This window comes from Zhongshania aliphaticivorans (assembly GCF_001586255.1).
GTDB lineage: Bacteria > Pseudomonadota > Gammaproteobacteria > Pseudomonadales > Spongiibacteraceae > Spongiibacter > Spongiibacter aliphaticivorans.
In genome coordinates, this window is sequence record NZ_CP014544.1 from 2095794 (window position 1) to 2113403 (window position 17610).

16 protein-coding genes are annotated in these 17610 nt (G+C 50.8%); 6 read left to right on the forward strand and 10 right to left on the reverse strand.

The window, feature by feature from the left end; all coding sequences use genetic code 11:
- From AZF00_RS09250 to AZF00_RS09260, 3 genes are read left to right on the forward strand one after another with little or no spacing between them, the layout of a single operon-like run.
- A complete protein-coding gene (locus AZF00_RS09250) occupies window positions 1–894 on the forward strand; it encodes a tyrosine-protein phosphatase (protein ID WP_008250155.1) in 894 nt (297 codons plus the stop codon).
- Between the two features lie 3 nt (window positions 895–897).
- Window positions 898–2049, forward strand: coding sequence for a methyltransferase (locus AZF00_RS09255; protein WP_062383611.1), 1152 nt, complete (start codon window positions 898–900; stop codon window positions 2047–2049).
- Window positions 2050–2107: 58 nt separating this feature from the next.
- Window positions 2108–2587, forward strand: a complete 480-nt coding sequence (locus AZF00_RS09260) for a low molecular weight protein-tyrosine-phosphatase (RefSeq protein WP_008250151.1) — start codon at window positions 2108–2110, stop codon at window positions 2585–2587.
- 14 nt (window positions 2588–2601) lie between these two features.
- On the opposite strand, the gene AZF00_RS09265 is transcribed toward AZF00_RS09260, so the two are convergent.
- Both AZF00_RS09265 and AZF00_RS09270 read right to left on the reverse strand, forming a co-directional pair.
- Window positions 2602–3933, reverse strand: a complete 1332-nt coding sequence (locus AZF00_RS09265) for a class I SAM-dependent RNA methyltransferase (RefSeq protein ID WP_062383613.1) — start codon at window positions 3931–3933, stop codon at window positions 2602–2604.
- Window positions 3933–4142: a hypothetical protein gene (locus AZF00_RS09270; protein WP_143829393.1), complete on the reverse strand. Its 210-nt coding sequence runs from the start codon at window positions 4140–4142 to the stop codon at window positions 3933–3935. The genes AZF00_RS09265 and AZF00_RS09270 overlap by 1 nt, the downstream gene beginning before the upstream one ends.
- Window positions 4143–4361: 219 nt before the next feature.
- Here AZF00_RS09270 and AZF00_RS09275 point away from each other — a divergent pair, with 219 nt between their 5' ends.
- A complete protein-coding gene (locus AZF00_RS09275) occupies window positions 4362–5441 on the forward strand; it encodes a 3-deoxy-7-phosphoheptulonate synthase (protein ID WP_008250144.1) in 1080 nt (359 codons plus the stop codon).
- 192 nt (window positions 5442–5633) lie between these two features.
- Here the strand turns inward: AZF00_RS09275 and AZF00_RS09280 are convergent, their stop codons facing one another.
- The 4 genes from AZF00_RS09280 to nfuA all read right to left on the reverse strand — a co-directional run bounded on the left by AZF00_RS09280 (window position 5634) and on the right by nfuA (window position 7970).
- On the reverse strand, window positions 5634–6377 hold the full coding sequence (locus AZF00_RS09280; RefSeq protein ID WP_008250142.1) for an endonuclease/exonuclease/phosphatase family protein: 744 nt from the start codon (window positions 6375–6377) through the stop codon (window positions 5634–5636).
- A 35-nt stretch (window positions 6378–6412) separates the two neighbouring features.
- Complete coding sequence (locus AZF00_RS09285) at window positions 6413–6877, reverse strand: YchJ family protein (RefSeq protein ID WP_008250141.1); 465 nt, start codon at window positions 6875–6877, stop codon at window positions 6413–6415.
- 3 nt (window positions 6878–6880) lie between these two features.
- Complete coding sequence (locus tag AZF00_RS09290; RefSeq protein WP_008250134.1) at window positions 6881–7297, reverse strand: acyl-CoA thioesterase; 417 nt, start codon at window positions 7295–7297, stop codon at window positions 6881–6883.
- Between the two features lie 70 nt (window positions 7298–7367).
- Window positions 7368–7970, reverse strand: coding sequence for a Fe-S biogenesis protein NfuA (gene nfuA, locus AZF00_RS09295; RefSeq protein ID WP_008250132.1), 603 nt, complete (start codon window positions 7968–7970; stop codon window positions 7368–7370).
- Between the two features lie 149 nt (window positions 7971–8119).
- Here nfuA and metH point away from each other — a divergent pair, with 149 nt between their 5' ends.
- Both metH and AZF00_RS09305 read left to right on the forward strand, forming a co-directional pair.
- Window positions 8120–11818: a methionine synthase gene (metH, locus tag AZF00_RS09300; protein ID WP_008250131.1), complete on the forward strand. Its 3699-nt coding sequence runs from the start codon at window positions 8120–8122 to the stop codon at window positions 11816–11818.
- 90 nt (window positions 11819–11908) lie between these two features.
- Window positions 11909–12130, forward strand: coding sequence for a DUF2970 domain-containing protein (locus AZF00_RS09305; RefSeq protein ID WP_008250130.1), 222 nt, complete (start codon window positions 11909–11911; stop codon window positions 12128–12130).
- Window positions 12131–12244: 114 nt separating this feature from the next.
- Here AZF00_RS09305 and AZF00_RS09310 read toward each other — a convergent pair whose 3' ends face one another.
- The 4 genes from AZF00_RS09310 to AZF00_RS09325 form a co-directional block, all read right to left on the reverse strand.
- Window positions 12245–12796 (reverse strand): hypothetical protein, encoded by a 552-nt coding sequence (locus tag AZF00_RS09310; protein ID WP_008250129.1) that lies wholly within the window; start codon window positions 12794–12796, stop codon window positions 12245–12247.
- Window positions 12786–13937, reverse strand: a complete 1152-nt coding sequence (locus AZF00_RS09315; protein ID WP_197465648.1) for a phosphotransferase family protein — start codon at window positions 13935–13937, stop codon at window positions 12786–12788. Before AZF00_RS09315 ends, AZF00_RS09310 begins: the two co-directional genes overlap by 11 nt.
- Before the next feature lie 86 nt (window positions 13938–14023).
- Entirely contained in the window at window positions 14024–14956 is a 933-nt protein-coding gene (locus tag AZF00_RS09320) for a DUF7064 domain-containing protein (RefSeq protein ID WP_008250127.1), read from the reverse strand.
- Between the two features lie 107 nt (window positions 14957–15063).
- Window positions 15064–17496: a TonB-dependent receptor gene (locus tag AZF00_RS09325; RefSeq protein ID WP_008250119.1), complete on the reverse strand. Its 2433-nt coding sequence runs from the start codon at window positions 17494–17496 to the stop codon at window positions 15064–15066.
- Window positions 17497–17610: the final 114 nt, after the last annotated feature.

The following is a 17610-nucleotide window of genomic DNA, read 5'->3' on the forward strand; positions in this document are numbered from 1 at the left end:
ATGAACCCTATTGATATAATAAACGCGCTGCCCACCGTTAAGGGCGAATCGATATTGGCAGAGCAGCGCCTCATTCCCGCCGAACTCGCCTACCATGAGCGGGAAAAGCGCCGCAAACTCCCCTTTGATAATATGCATAATTTCCGCGAACTCGGCGGTTTTAAGTCCGCTGCAGGACCATGCGTGAAATGGGGCATGATTTACCGTGCAGACAAAATCGCGGGCCTATCTGACCAGGATCAACTCTACCTCGAGCGTTTAAAATTACGCAAAATTATCGATTTTCGCTCAGACGAAGAGCGCAGCGAGTCGCCCCATAGCATATTAGCCACAAGCAATATCGTCATTGAAGCGTTGCCAGTCACCGTCGATGCCGCCCAAATAGAAAAAGTCACTGCTCGTCTCCAGCAGGAAGACGTAACCGCCGAAGACATGGCTCAATTTTTAATTGAGGCCAATCGGGAGATGATCGAACGCTTTGCCCCTGTATATAAACAGTGGCTGCACTCCTTACTAGACGAAAATAGCTACCCACAAGTATTTCACTGCACCGCAGGAAAAGACCGCACTGGATTGGCAGCGGCCTTACTATTGCGAATTCTTGGGGTAAGCACAGATGACGTAATGGATGACTATCTTGCCACCAATACATTCACTCGCGAAAGAATCGAGCGGATCGTGCATCACATAAACGAAATGACCATGCATCAGGTTAACGAAGATGTTGTCAGGGTGCTGTTTAAGGTGCAGTCGCGGTTCTTGAACGAGGCCTATAAAAGTATTGATGAGCATTATGGCAATTTCGCCAGTTTTGTTGAAATCGGTCTCGGCTTTGGCGAGGCTGAATGCGGGCGCCTTCGTGAATTATTACTAGAGCCCGCAGCCGGAATATAATCTATGGAAACCCGCGTATTTAATTCTGCCTATGGCGAGCTCACCTTGTTCCGCAGACCGTTTCGCCCTAGAGAAACCCTGCAGGCGTGGGACGCAGCAGATGACTATCTCCTCCACTATCTCGCTGAGCTAAATTTGGCTGGCAGCACGAGAATCCTCATCGTAAATGACAGTTTTGGTAGTTTAAGTACCGCGTTAGCACAATACAGCTGCACACTGTGGGCAGACTCAGCCATTAGCGAGCTCTGTAGCGCCGAAAATGCCGAGCGCAACAAGCGCCCCGCCCCGCAATTTATCCCTGCCACTGCGCCACCGACCGGCAAATTCGATGTGATACTCTATCGACTTCCCAAAAGTCGGTCCTTACTAAACTACCAGCTGCAATGTCTTGCCCCGCTCTGTCGGGATGCCGCCCAGTTTATTGGCGCCGCGATGGCTCGTCATATTGACCAGAATATTGTAAGCGCCTTTGCTAAAAATATTGCAACGGCCAAACCCAGTTTAGCGAGAAAAAAGGCACGCCTTATCCATTTGGACGGCGAGATTATCAGCGAATCACCGCAATCCGACACTAAAACAATCTCATTAGTAGACCACAATATTGTGCTGGCCAATCGTGCAAATGTATTCTCTCGGGACAAACTCGATCTCGGCAGTCGAATCATGATTGCTAGTCTGCCGGTGCTCGATACCCCCACCCACATCGCCGACCTTGGCTGCGGCAACGGTGTTCTTGGTATCAGTGCTGCCAGGCAATGGCCAGGCGCCCAGCTTCATTTCTTTGACGATTCATTTTTGGCAGTAGACAGCGCAGAGCATAATGTGAGGCAAAACTTAGGTGATCTTGCGGCCGCTTCCAGCAGTCAATTTAGCGCGAGTGACTGCCTTCACGCTTATAGAGGTGACGACTTCGATTTAATTCTCTGTAACCCCCCGTTTCATCAAGACCACCATGTCGGCGACCAAATCGCCCGCCAGATGTTTCGCGACAGCCACAAGCATTTGACCGAAGGCGGCGTATTGTGTGTGGTCGGCAATCGCCACCTTGGCTACCACGTATTACTCAAAAAACTGTTCGGTAACTGTGAAACAATCAACTCCGACAGCAAATTCGTGGTGCTGCGGGCACGAAAAGCAAGCCCGTCAAATGGATGATACTTCGCCCTTCGCTGGCATGCTTAAATGAGCCTTTCTAGCAAAGCCTGAGATTTGCATGCCAATCCATGTTGTTTTTGTCTGCCTTGGCAATATCTGTCGCTCACCCGCCGCCCAAGGCGTGTTTGAAAAATACGTGCTCGAGGCAGGCTTGGCTGACAAAGTCAGCGTTGATTCCTGTGGTACAGCGGCGTTTAACCTGGGCAAATCCCCAGATCCACGCTCGATTGCAGCAGCGGGCCGTGCCGGCTATGACATAACACAGCAAATTGCCCGTCAGATTGATGATCATGATTACCAGCATGCCAGCTATGTCGTTGCCATGGATCGCATGAACCTCACCAACGTCTTAGCGTGGGCCCCAGCTGATTATGACGGTGAGATTAAGCTGCTAATGGACTACTGCGGGCACAATGGCAATAGCCAGATACCCGACCCCTACTACGACGACGAACACAGCTTTGACCGCGTAATTCAGCAAATTGAAGTCGCGGCAAAAGGCTTACTAGACACAATCAGGCAAGCCCACGGTATTTAAAAGCTAAGACGGCGCTATTCGCGAATAAGGTAAACCAAACTTTCCAAGTGATAGGTTTGCGGAAACATGTCTGCCATCACCGCATCAGCCACCACAAAACCGCCCTCCTGCAATATCGCTAGATCTCGCGCCAAAGTGGCCGGATCGCAGGATACATACACAATGGTTTGTACGGTGCTACTCCGCGCCAACACTTCACACAGCGCCTTGGCGCCAGCGCGGGGTGGGTCGAGAAGCACCTTGTGGCTAGTCGCTTCTAAAACTATATTTTCAGCATCAAACAAATCGGCGTTGCGGTATTCAATCGCTAAATCCAGTGCTTTCGCTTGTTGGGCGGCGCGCCGCAACATGGCCTCGCCAACATCAACGCCAATAACACGCGCACCGGCACTGGCCAAGGCCAAACTAAAATTACCAAGGCCACAAAAATAATCGCTGATTAGCTCGCCAGATTCCGGCTTTAGCCATGCCATGCACTGCTGAATCATTTGTTGATTCACCGCGATATTTACCTGAGTGAAATCGCTGGGCTGAAATGGTAGCGACAGCGCCTCGCTAACGGGGTAGCTTAATGGCGCATTGTCGCCCCGCCAGGCTGCACCTTTACTACCTTCAATGCTGTGCAAGAACGCTGGAGCGGCAAGCTTGTCCGCCAAAACCGCGCTGCGCTTTGCATCGACAAAGCCTTCTTTCTTTATTTTTAGGGCAATGCGGCCATCGTCACTTAGGCTTAACACCACCTCGGCGGTGGCTTTGTCACCCAAAAACTCGGCGATGGCTGCGGTGCTTTGGCTTAAAACCCCATTCAATTCCACTGCTAATAAGGGGCAGTTCTCAACTTCAACTAAGTTGTGGCTGGCCTGAGCTTTAAACCCCAAAACGCCATTGTGATAGCTAAGGCGTGCGCGGTGACGATAGCCAAATTCTGAACCGGTGATTGCCGCAGGCAAGGTAGCGCTCTCGCTATTCGCAGACGCTGCCGCCAAAACCCGCTGCAGACGCTGTTGCTTAAAGCTTACTTGGCTGGGGTAGTTTAAGTGCTGCAACTGGCAGCCGCCGCAGCGCTGATAAACAGGGCAAATTGCGTCAACTCTCTGCTCGGCCGGAGTAGATACTGCAAGCAACTTAGCTTCGTCATAGCGTTTATGACGGCGAACATATTGGGCGTCTACGGTTTCACTGGGCAAGGCACCACCAACAAAAACGACCTTATTGTCGTGACGGGCGACGCCGCGGCCGTCGTCGGCCAAACTGTCGATATGCAATTTTAGTACGGCGGTATCTATGGCAGGCTTAGGCTTTTTAGCCGGTTTAAAGGTGTTGATGTGGTGACGTTGCTTACTCATTAACGCAAACCTGTATTGGGGATAAACTGCCGGTATTGCTCCAGACACTGTTGTTTTCGAGCCGCTAAAGCACGTTGCTGGGCTGCTGACTCGGCGTTTACACCAGCCAATTCTTCACAGGCTAAGTCAGTGTAGGCTTGGATCCCAGCCGCACCGCTGCGAATTTGCGGCGATAGTTTCACCACCGGCAGTTCCAGTTCCAGTTCCACTTCCTCCTCCGCCAGCAACGCTAACGGGCACATGAATAATGCTGAAGATAAGAGTCCTAGCATCAGGATCTGGCTACATTTTCGCATCGCTTACAATATTCTCTTGAATTTAGCCGTATTTTACCTAGCCAAGGCCGCTGTGGATATTCAATTACCGCTCATTTCAGTTAGAATGATCGGCTTAGCGAAATTTATACTATCCGCCTAACCGGAAGGCTTATGTCTAACATCGAAAAAAAAATTGAAAACGTAAACGTCACCGCACAGGAAGTGCTGATTACTCCAGCACGTTTAAAAGCCGCACTGCCGATGAGTGATCGCGCCAAAGCCATCGTCACGCAAGGCCGCGACACCGTTCGGGATATTCTCGACGGCAAAGATCACCGCATGTTTGTGGTGGTTGGTCCCTGCTCTATCCACGATGTTGACGCCGCCATGGATTACGCCAAGCGCTTAAAAGCGCTAGCCGATGAAGTCAGCGACACCCTCGTTATTATTATGCGGGTGTATTTTGAGAAGCCTCGTACCACTGTCGGCTGGAAAGGCTTAATTAACGACCCGTATTTGAACGACACTTTCAAAATTGAAGAAGGTCTGCACATCGGTCGTAAACTGCTGCTCGACATTAGCGAACTGGGCCTACCGACTTCTACCGAGGCCCTCGACCCAATTTCGCCACAATACCTGCAGGACTGTATCGCATGGTCAGCGATTGGTGCGCGCACCACTGAGTCGCAAACTCACCGCGAAATGGCCAGCGGCCTGTCTTCTGCGGTTGGTTTTAAAAACGGCACCGACGGCGGCCTAACCGTTGCGGTTAATGCAATTGGCTCAGCAGTTAAGCCCCACCGTTTTCTGGGCATTAACGGCGAAGGCCAAGTGGCGGTTATTCACACCACCGGCAACGCCTACACCCATATTGTGCTGCGCGGCGGCAGCCAAGGCCCCAACTACGATTCTGTGCACATTAAATTATGCGAAGCAGAACTGGCCAAGGCCGGCATTCCGCTCAACATCATGGTTGATTGCAGCCATGCGAACTCGAGCAAGCAGCCGCAATTGCAGCCGCTGGTTATTGAGAATGTGGCTAACCAAGTAATTGAGGGCAATACCTCAATTGTTGGCTTGATGGTTGAGAGCAACATCAACGCCGGCAACCAAAGCATTCCTGAAGATCTGTCCAAGCTCGCTTACGGCGTGTCGGTTACCGATGGCTGCATTGGCTGGGACGAAACCGAAACCGCATTGCGCACTATGCGCGAGCGTTTGAAAGACGTACTGCCAAAACGCGCACGCTAAACCTAAGTGAGCAAATCTGGCTTTGAAAAAGCGCCTTTGGGCGCTTTTTTTGTTTTTCGTAAAATTTATTGATCCAAGATAAGCATCTGCGCGTAAGAAGCTTGCTTCTACACCTTGATGCTCAAGGTTTTTATGCCCCGATTTATCGGGGCTTTTTTTTGATTCGAGTTTCAATCAGCTGCTTTGGCGTTTTTATACCGGCAAATGTAGTTTGAGTTCAGCGTATAGCCCGCAGTGATCCGACAAGGAACGCCATGGTTCGCCGCTTAAGCGCTTAGCCGAGAGCGCCTGAAAACCCCTAAAATAGATACGATCTAGCCGCAACATGGGCCGTTTAGCAGGAAAGGTTTTGGCGAGTTTACCATTGGCCTGCAGCGAGGCCTCGCGCAATTTCAAGCTGTGCTTAAACCGCAAATGCAGGGCGCCGCTCCAGTCATTAAAATCACCGGCAATAATCAGTGGCGCATCTGCGGGGACTTTTTCACTTATCAATTTAGTGAGCAAATTAAATTGCTGATGGCGCTCCCACCCCAGCAGGCCCATGTGCACGCAAATCACGTAGATCCCCGGCTCAATTACACTTAATAATAAGCCGCGCTGAGAGCGACGGTAGAGAGAAATGTCGACATTTTCGCTACTTAGGATTGGGTATTTGCTAAGAATGGCATTACCGTGATGACCGTGGTCATAGACTGCATTCTTGCCGTAAGCAAAGTGTGGCCACACCGTATCGGCAAGATACTCAAACTGGCTTTCATCAACCCAATCAAGATGGCGCTCTGCGTGTTGGCTATTTTCGCCAACAACCTCTTGCAGAAAAACCAACTCAGCATCAACACTGCGAATACCTTCGCGGATTTGATTAAGAAGAAACTGACGATTTGCCGAGCAAAAGCCCTTGTGGACGTTATAAGACAAAACTCTTATCACTGTCATCAATACCCTACTCTGTCGGAAAGGAACACAGTCCTTTAGTCAGGATGGCACTTCTTTAGTTTCAGGCCGCTGCCGCACCAGCATTCATCATTTCGACCTAACTTCAGCGCTGGCAGCATGTCGCCATCAGAGTATAGCCACTGATTGTTTTCACAGACAAAACGCGAACGCTCATGTAATTGACCAATCTCTTCGCCACTGCGATAAAAAGCGACGAACTCCACTTCACCGACAGTTTGGCCATACTGACCATTACGGTGAGCTAATACCCGCAAACTGCACCACTGAGTATTGGCAAAGCTTTGCTCAAGGCTAGCGCGGCTTTCTGAGGCGCGCTTACTGGGGTGCAAACTCGCCAATAAGTAATCAGCATTGCTGACCTTGAATGCGCTATAGCGCGAGCGCATTAGGGCTTCAGCGGTCGGCGCCAATTGCGAACCGCTAATATAGCGGTCGCAACAATCTCGAAACGCGAGGTCTTCTCCGCAGTAACAGTTCAAAGCTTAGGTCTTACTCGGCGGTATAACGTCGCTAAGATCACTGACTTCCCAGTCCGTTGGCAACGCGGTTGAGCTGCGAGTATCGCGGTCAAAGCCAACAAGTACGGTCTGGCAGGTAGTGGCTTTTTCGCCATTCGCATAAATAACATGCTCTATCGTCATACTTTTCGTACCGACCCGGGAACACCAGGTATCGACGACAACGCGGTCGTCAAAACGAATTTCCCTCAACATATCCATTTTTACGCTGGCGACGACATAAGACGGAACGGGGTGCTTAATATGCTTAGCTATTTGTCGAAAAAACGTCACCCGGGCTAAATCAAAATACTGGGCGTAATAACTATTGGAAACGTGACCGAGAAGGTCGAGATCCGAAAAACGCACCTGAATATCGGTACGAGAGTGTTGAAGCTGCATTGAGGGGTGTCCTTGAGGTGCCCGCCCCTTAAACGGAGGCGGGATTTAACCGAGGCAGGAAGCCTTATGACTATTTAAAATAAGCATTATCGGTATTAGTGTGGTCCGTGCTGTCTTTAACCCCAGACAGACCAGGTACTTTCTCAAGCAAGGTCTTTTCAACACCTTCTTTGAGCGTCACGTCAACCATGCCGCAACCCTGACAGCCGCCACCAAACTTAAGTACCGCGAGCTTATCTTCGGTAATTTCCAGTAGTGAAACCTCACCGCCGTGAGCCGCCAAAGAGGGATTCACTTCGTTATACAACACATAGTTAATCTGATCTTCCAGTGGGCTGTCCTCGCTAACCCTTGGTAGGCGTGCGTTTGGCGCCTTTATGGTTAACTGGCCGCCCATGCGGTCGCTTGAGTAGTCAATAAAACCTTCGTCCAAAAATGGCACACTGCGACCATCAAAATAGGCCTTAAACTTAGGGTAGTCTCGGATGATATCGGCGTCGTTTAGATCGCCGTCGCGACAATACGCGATGCAGGTTTCGGCTTTAGGCGTACCGGGCTGCGTAATAAACACCCGCACACCAATGACGTCGTCTTGCTTTGCTAGCAATTCGGCCAGATAGTCTTGAGCAGACTCTGTAATCGTCAAATTAACGGCTGTTTGTTCTGTAGACATATTAACCTCTGTATATCCCGCTGTTTTGCCAAACAATTTCTATGCTGGGCCGAGTATCTGTTAGAATTAGCTAGTTTACCACGAAGCCAATGCTGGCCACAGTCCGCGTAGCGCTTTTGATTCTAACGCTTAAAATTATCAGGATATCCATGAGTCAGTCTACCTCCCGCACCGCCCAACTCATTACCGCGCTCAAAAATCGCATATTGATTATTGATGGCGCAATGGGCAGCTTAATTCAAAGCTATAAGCTGGAAGAGGCGGATTACCGTGGCGCGCGTTTTGCCGACTTCCACACCGATCTCAAAGGCAATAACGATCTGCTTACCCTGACCCGTCCCGATGTCATTCGGGAAATTCATCAGGCCTACCTCGATTCTGGCGCTGATGTTATCGAAACCAACACCTTTAACTCGACCGCGATTGCCCAGGGCGATTACGATTTACAAGAAATTGCCGAAGAGTTAAACCGTGTTGGCGCTGAACTGGCCCGTGAAGTGGCCGATGCCGCAACCGCGCTTAACCCCGACAAACCTCGCTTTGTTGCCGGTGTTATTGGCCCCACCCCGCGCACCGCCTCTATTTCGCCCGACGTAAACGACCCCGGTGCCCGCAATACTAACTTTGATGAGCTAGTAGATAACTACTACGCAGCCACTCGCGGGCTAATTACCGGCGGCGCCGACATTCTAATGATTGAGACTATTTTTGACAGTCTCAATGCCAAGGCGGCGGTTTACGCTGTACTGCAATATTTTGAAGACACCGGCGACGAGCGACCAATCATGATCTCGGTGACCTTCCCCGACACCAGTGGCCGCACCTTGTCGGGACAAACACCCACCGCATTCTGGAACTCCATTGCCCACGCCAAACCGCTGATCATTGGCAGCAATTGTGGTAGAAGATTCAGTGAGATACGTCCTTTTGTTGAAGAACTTTGTGAAGCGTCTGACTGCTATTTTAGCGGCCATTTCAACGCGGGACTGCCCAATGAATTTGGCGAGTACGACGAAACCCCAGAGGACATGCATGGGGAGCTAAAGGAGTTTGCCGAGCGCGGCTTCCTCAATTTGGTTGGCGGTTGCTGCGGTACGACCCCTGCGCATATCGAGGCGATTGGCGCGGCGATGGACGGCATTGCGCCGCGCCCCCTGCCCCAGCGCGAGCCGATTTGCCGACTATCAGGCTTAGAGCCCTTTCATATCGACGCCAACTCGCTGTTTGTAAACGTCGGCGAGCGCTGTAACGTCACCGGTTCTGCGGTATTTAAGCGTCTAATCTTAGAAAACGACTATGACGCGGCCCTCTCGGTTGCTCGTCAGCAGGTCGAAAACGGCGCCCAAGTGATCGACATCAACATGGATGAAGGCATGCTCGACGCCGAACACGCCATTGTCACCTTTTTGAACCTTATCGCTTCAGAACCGGATATCTGCCGGGTACCGATTATGGTCGACTCCTCGAAGTGGGACGTCATCGAAGCAGGCCTAAAGTGTATTCAGGGCAAGCCAATTGTTAACTCCATTTCGATGAAAGAAGGCGAGGACGAGTTTCGCGATCGCGCCCGCGCCTGCATGAAGTACGGCGCCGCTGTGGTGGTTATGGCCTTCGATGAAGACGGCCAAGCGGACACGTTTAAGCGCAAAGCGGAAATTTGCAAACGCAGCTACGATATTCTGGTCAATGAAATTGGCTTCCCGCCCCAAGATATCATATTCGACCCCAACATCTTTGCCGTGGCCACGGGCATCGACGAGCATAACAATTACGCTGTCGACTTTATTGAAGCCACTGCTTACATCAAAAAAGAGCTGCCCTATGCCATGGTGTCTGGCGGCGTATCTAACGTTTCTTTCTCGTTCAGGGGCAACAACCCCGTCCGCGAGGCGATTCACTCCGTGTTCCTCTACCACGCAATTAAAGCGGGCATGGACATGGGCATCGTTAACGCCAGCCAGTTGGCGATATACGATGACCTGCCGAAAGAGCTTAGAGATCACGTTGAAGACGTTATTCTCAACCGTCGCGATGACAGCACCGAGCGCCTGCTGAATATCGCCGACAAATACCGCGGCGACGGCTCAACCGCTGAAAACAAAGAAGACCTAACATGGCGCGAATGGCCAGTTGAAAAACGCATTGAGCACGCCCTGGTCAAAGGTATCTCGACCTATATTGAAGAAGACGCCGAAGTCGCCCGCGCCGCCGCTGTTAAGCCCATCGACGTTATCGAAGGCGCCTTGATGGACGGCATGAACGTGGTTGGCGACTTATTCGGCGACGGCAAAATGTTCCTGCCCCAGGTGGTTAAGTCGGCCCGAGTAATGAAACAAGCGGTGGCCTATCTCAACCCCTTTATTGAAGCCAGTAAAGCGGTTGGCGCCAAAGCCAATGGCCGCGTGTTAATGGCCACGGTAAAAGGCGATGTTCACGATATCGGTAAAAATATCGTAGGCGTGGTGCTGCAGTGTAATAACTTTGAGGTTATCGACCTTGGGGTTATGGTGTCTTGCGACAAAATACTCGAAACCGCCAAGCGCGAGAATGTCGATATCATTGGCCTGAGCGGACTCATTACCCCATCGCTAGACGAAATGGTGCACGTTGCCAGCGAAATGCAGCGCCAAGGAATGACCATTCCCTTAATGATCGGCGGCGCGACTACCTCGAAAGCCCATACTGCAGTTAAGATCGAGCCCAAATACCAAAATGACGCCGTGGTCTATGTGCCCGATGCCTCGCGCAGCGTGGCGGTTGCCACCCAGCTCATCAGTGAAGACATGAAGGCCGATTTTGTCGCCGAGCGCAAAGACGAATACGAGCGCGTTCGCGCCCGCCGTGCCGGAAGTCAGGGCAAAAAACGCTTATTAACGTATCCGATGGCTTGCGAAAACGCCTTTGTGACCGACTGGGCCAATTACACCCCGCCAGCACCCAGTTTCTTGGGAACGCGTACCTTTGAGGACTACCCCCTCGAAACCCTGCGCGAAACTATCGACTGGACGCCTTTCTTTATATCTTGGGGCTTGGCCGGTAAATACCCCAAAATTCTTGACGATGAGACCGTAGGCGAAGCTGCGCGCAATTTATTCGACGACGGCCAGCGCATGCTCGACCGCATCATTAAAGAAAAACTGTTACAGGCTAACGGTATTATCGGTTTTTGGCCCGCCCAGCGCAGCGGCGCCGATGACATCACGGTAATGAACACCGATGGCACTGCGCCACTTGAGGTGCTGCACCAACTTCGTCAGCAAGCTCAGAAGCCTGACGACAAGCCACACATGAGCTTGGCTGACTACATCGCCCCGGCCGACAGTGGTAAAACCGATTATATCGGTGGTTTCGCAGTCACAACCGGTCTAGGCGCAGACGAACTGGCCGATAAATTTATTGCCGCCAATGACGACTACAGCGCCATCATGATTAAGGCACTCGCAGACCGCTTGGCAGAATCCTTTGCCGAACACCTGCACTTGCGGGTGCGCAAGGAATACTGGCCCTATGCCAGTGATGAAAGCCTTAGCAATGAGGAGCTAATCAAGGAGAAATATCGCGGTATTCGACCAGCGCCGGGCTACCCAGCCTGCCCTGATCACACCGAGAAGGAAACCTTATTCCGTTTGCTCAATGCGACTAGCGAAACAGGTATTATCCTAACCGAGAGCCTTGCTATGCACCCGGCAGCGGCGGTAAGTGGCTTTTACTACTCCCACCCCGAGTCGCGCTACTTTGCCGTTGGCAAAATTGGTAAAGATCAGGTAGAAGACATTGCCGCCCGCAAAGGCATGGAAATGAAAACCATGGAACGCTGGTTGTCACCTAACCTGGACTACGATCCATAGCGCGTTATCAGATCTAACTGGAGAATCGAGATTTTTTAAGAAATGTCTCGGTTATCCAGTAGTTTGCATACCGTATTCCAGAGGTAGCACATGAGCGACGACAAACAACCAGAAGAACGCAAACCCGGCCCACTTGCCGTCGTAGGCAGCATTATCTCAGCGGCCTTTGGCGTGCAGAGCAGCCGCAACCGCGAGCGCGATTTCAAACACGGTCGCTTTCGCAACTACGTCATCACTGCCATTATCTTTGTGGGTTTGTTTATTGCCACTGTGTTTACGATTGTGCAGCTGGTATTGAAGCAAACTAGCTAAGAACTTAGAGTCATTAGCCCACACCCTAAACCATATTTGCCTTAACGTATCGCATCCCGTTCACCTTGCCCAGGGTGGGTTTACTGTTTTAGTCCATGGTTTTACAACGTGACTTTACAAAACTGAGTATCGAAATTGTTCGGAAGTTAACATTTCCTGCATCGATGGCAAGTCCCGCACATCTGGGTCAAGCATATTTGCCTTAAACCAAGTGCGCTCTCGCGTACACTGAATATGGTTGTAATCCAGAATACTGTTTAACATCGCCGCCTTGAATTTGACGTTACCATCTTTATAGGCCGCCGCAACAAGTCTATCGACAGCCTTGCCTAATGCAATGGTAAGGCCATTTACGGTGTTAACCGTAAGAGGAAGTTGTTCTGGGAGCGAGGCAATCAATGCGCTTATTTCCGCAGATGCACAGCAGCTTTCATTGCCACCTTCTGAAAGCTGAGTCAATTGCGTCGCCAGCGCTAACATATTTTCAAATGAACCTTTTTCGTAGAGGTAGGCAAAATCCCATTGTTGATCGAGCATTTTCAGATGCCCTAGCATCAGCGCGGCCTGCTCAGCGGCAAAACTATTATCGGCGGGAATGGCCGGTATAATCACGCTCTCCAGCGCCTTGCTGAGATTGCGAATTCTATTTGAAATATCAGGCAGCATTGGGCAATTCCTCTCTAAGTAACATTTCAATCTGATCTAAAAATACTGCGCCGGCGGAGCCCAGCCAGGTGATAAGCAAGTCTTGGTGATTATTAGCGCGTTGGCCGGCAATAATGGCACTAGATAAATCCATGATCGCGCATTTCCATGCATTGAGTACTTCGTAGTAACGCAAAACATCGGGCTTGATTTTACGACCTGACAAGCGCTGATACTCAGAAATGAAGTAATCCCTTTCCATTAAGCCACACACCAGAAATTGGCCTTGGGCATTCCACGTGCCAAACAGCTTTTGCAGTATCCACGCGAGGTCTTCATGAAAATCACCAAAGTGTGCCAATTCCCAATCAAGGATGGTGGTGATTTGCCCAGACGGCTCTTCAAACATGAAGTTGCCGACACGGTAGTCGCAGTGAACCAGGCAGGGTTCTTCACAAATTGGCGCGTTTTCCCGAAGCCATTGTTCGGTTAAGCTCACCATGGGTACTGGCTCAACGCAGTCTTGCTGCCAAGTTTTAGCCCATAAATTAACTTGGTATAGCGCCGCTTCCGTGCTGTTCTTTTTGGGAATAACATAGTTAGGCAGCGCGGCATCGGCCCAGCCCTGCCAAGAGTGTAGCTTTACCAGAATATCCAGAAACTGCGGCGCTATGAGCTCGGCGTAGTGGCCATAGCTTGAGCCAATACCCGAAACACTTTGCCCCTCTAAGCTGCTGGGTTTGGTGACACCGGCCACAAAACCGGTAATCAAACCAGGGCTGCCCAGTAAGTCGCCTTCGGCGTCGACAGTCAGAATTTCGGGCACGGGAAAACTACCCGCCAGCGCTTGTAGCAGCTCGGCTTCGCGTAAACGACAGGTTTCCACAATACCCTCTAGCGGATCCATACGCAGCACATAGCGTTGTGGCGCAGTTAGGCCGCTATGTTGCAATTGAAATAGGAACTGCTCTTTAGAGGCGCCGCCGGTCATGCGCTTAACGCCGCTAATAGTAATATCGTTCAAACCATCGGCAATAAATAGCTGCGTTAGACTTTGTTCAATCTCTTTGGCGGTCTTGGGTATGTAGGGGCCCAATTTACTGCGCTGCAGTTTGCGCTCTAGTATGTAGGCCATGCGCGGTTCAATAAGTCCGGAATTCATGTCGCTTATGCTTGTTGTGTTTGCATTCATAATGGTCCTGCCTGCGGTGTTAAAACGGGTTTTTTATTGATGTTTTAATGGCCTAATTAGTTGCCGTTGCCCTGCCAAGGAAAACTAAAGCCGCCTTCGCCCATGCCGTAGCCTTTGGTGCCGTCGGCCATGGTGTACTCCATCATTTGCTCTACGAACATGAAGGAGTCGTAGGGAAACTGCCAACGGAATAGAGGTACGCCGGTAAATTCGTAGAGCTTGCCGGTCTCATCCCAAACCTTCCAGTGCACGTGCTTAAAGCCAATGTCGTCGTCTTCGTAGGTAATGGTTTCTTCCACTTTTTCGAGTGTTAGCCAGCGCTCGCCGTTGTGGAGTATTTTTTGGTAGCTGTCACCGTGGGTGGTAATGCCATGTACCGCGACACAGCTCACGCCGTTGTCAAAAATTGGCCAGGCTAGGCGGTAGTGAATAAGCCCTGTCCAATTCCGCGGTCCAACGCTGAGGTCGCGAAAGCCCTTGTCGTCAATGTGAATGGTTTCGCCGGTGCGAAGGTGAATGTCGCCAACCACGCGACAAAAGCCTTCGGGGTGAACATAGGTGAGCTCCTTGGCAATGGCGTCGTCGTCACCGCTTTTGCTAAGGGCAATACTGTCGCCCATAGGGTGAATTAAATCCCATTCCAATTCGGCATTGAAATCATCGGTCTCGATTTTAACGATGGCGGTTTGCAGCGACTTGGTGGCGCGCATGGTAATGCCTGCCACAGTAATACCTGGGTCTAGGCGCTGATCGCTGTAGGGCAGGTTCATATTAACTCGGGTAAACAGCGGTTTGCCGTCTTTAAAAAATATGGCAAAGCAATTTATCTCGCCAACGTTTTCTAAAATACCGATGCGGAAAAAACCGCCGGTTTTTTGCTCTCTGTCGTAGAAGTTGAAATAGTAACTCTGGTTCCATTTGTATATATCAGGGTTCGGTATATAACGCTCGATGTTTTCTGAGAGATATTCAATGCTGTGTTTGGTCATGATACGCCTCCTAGCGGGCTTGATTTGCGGGGGTGTAAAAAGGACGGCACACGAATGGTGTTGCGTACCGCCAGAGGGTGACTGTAAAAACCAAGTAAACTTAGCGCTTAATAGGTGTAGCCAAGGGTCAGGCCAAAGGTTCTGGAGCGACCGGTAAAGCGCGCCGAGGTGTCTGACGAGGCGATAACGTTCGTGGTGTAATATTCGTCAAGGATATTTTTACCCCACAAGGTTACGCGCCAGTTACCATCGTCTGAGCGGTAACCCATGCGCGCATTGATCACGCTATACGCTTCCATCTCATTAAATTTCTCGGTGATGGCCTTGGCGCCAGCGTCACTTTGCTCTTGGCTATAGCTCAGACGATTGCCACCAAACGCGGCGTCAGATTCAGACTGACCATTGATATTCACACCGGCGTAAATATCGGCCCCGCGACTCAGTGGAATGGTATATTCCGCGTCGAGCATATAGGTCAGCTCAGGTGTGAAGGGAATCGGGTCGCCAGAGAAATCGGCTTCACCGGTAGCGAGTACCAAGGCGCCATTGCCGTCGCGCACTGCTTCACTGGTAAAACTAACCCCTTGATAGTCCTTAACCTCAGACTTTAAGTACGTGAAAGCGGCGGTTAAGCGCAGGCCATCGGTAACTTGGGCGGTTACATCGGCCTCTAAACCGTAAATCTCGGTCTTGGGCACATTGTCGAGGGTGTCGAGAAAGCCAAAGATTGGGTCTAAGATTTTGGTGCGCAGCTGCTTGTCTTTGTAGTCGTAGTAAAACACCGCGCTATTTAGCTGTATGGAGTTACCCGCCAGCGAGCTTTTAATACCCACTTCGTAGGCCTGCACCGACTCTTGGGTAACGGGGTCTAGCTGGAAGAAGTTAGCCGCCGCGAGTGCAGGGTAGCTTCCTGATTTATAGCCCTTGGAAATGTTGGCGTAAATTAAGGTGTCGTCGTCCAGACCATAATCGGCTCCTAGGCGCCACGACACATTATCTTCGCTTAACTCATTTACGTATGGGTCGCCAGGCACGCTATTGTCGTTGAGGGTATAGCAACCATTAATGCCAATTGGGGTAAACGCTTCAGTGCCTAGGGCGTTGCCTAAAATATTAAACAAGGTCGCAGTGTTGGCGCCGTCACCTGCGTCAATGGCGCCAGGGGTGTTCGGCGCGGCGTAGTTACAGCTATTAACCTTAATGGTTGAGTCGGTATAGCGAGCCCCCACTTTAACGGTGAGATCGTCGCTCAGGCTGTAGTCGAGGTTGCCGAACATGGCATAAGTAGAAATTTCCTGTGCTAGGGAAATGCCACTGGTATTGATATAGGCGTTTTGATCGGTGTAATTGGTCGAGTCAATGTAGTTTAGGGTCTGGTCTTCAGCGGTATTACTTTCTTCTAGATTGGCGCCAATAACCCATTTGGCGGTGGCGTTGACGGAGGACAAGCGAATTTCACTAATCCAAGTGTCGATTTCGCCATAGCTTGGGCCCAAGTCAAATAAGACCAAAGGCAAGCCATCACCGTCGGTCGACTGCTTTTGCTCAAAATCTTGGTAGGTAGACAAGGCGGTTAGGGTCATCTCGTCGTTCAAATCCCAGTCGCCACGAGCGACTAATTGATAGTAGTCGCGCTCAGAGGACGGGTCGATATAGGGCGACCAATCCGCGGCTTCAGTGGCTTCAGAAGTGAATGGCTGGGCGGCAATCGCCGCTAATGTAGCCGGTGGCGCACCGCTTGCACTGTCTACTTTGATAGCGGGGTTAAATGCTACATATTGCTGTGCTTGTGGGTCGCTATTGTCTTGCCAAGCATTAATATTAAAGAGGTAGGCAGAGCGATCTGTTGGCGTAAATTCTAATACTAAACGGCCTGCGAAATAGTCTTGTGCGCCGTTTTTGTCACTGCGCGAGGCACTTTTTTGCCACTCATCGGCTTGCAGCGACGTTATCGCCAATCGCGCGCCAAGGGCGTCGGTCAGGGGGCCACTCACATAGCCGTTGAGCTCTTTGCGGGCGTAGTTACCTATCGAAACATCACCACCGGCTTCAAATTCTTGACTGGGCTTGGCAGTGATAAAATTGATGGCACCGCCGGTCGAATTTTGCCCAAACAGAATACCTTGGGGGCCTTTTAATACCTCTACCCGCTCTAGGTCATAGGCTGCGTGACTGGCCAGTACCGGAAAGGGCATTGGCGCTTCATCTATATATAAGCTGGTGGCAGGATAGGCTCCCAGGCTCTGCTCATTAAAACCAATCCCGCGCAGGGTAAATATGGGAGTGTTCGAGGTGCTGGAAGAGAACACCAAACCTGGCACTACCGAAGAAATCTCTTCTAGGGAACTTAGTTTTTGCTCGGCCATTTGATCTCCGCTAACCGCGGAAATCGACAGGCCAACATCATTAATATTTTCGGCACGCTTATTGGCGGTAACAATCACCTCCTCTAGCGCTGGCGCGGCATAACTATTGGCAGAAAGAATTGCCGCACTGGCGATGGCAAGAACTAACGGATGTTTCTTATGATATTGACTCATTTACTGCCCTCAGGGTGACGCAGTTCGATGATTGCTAAATTGGCATCGATATTCTCCGGGTTAGGAGATACTGCTGTAATTGTTCGCTCGCTATCTATTAGAGTTATTTCGACG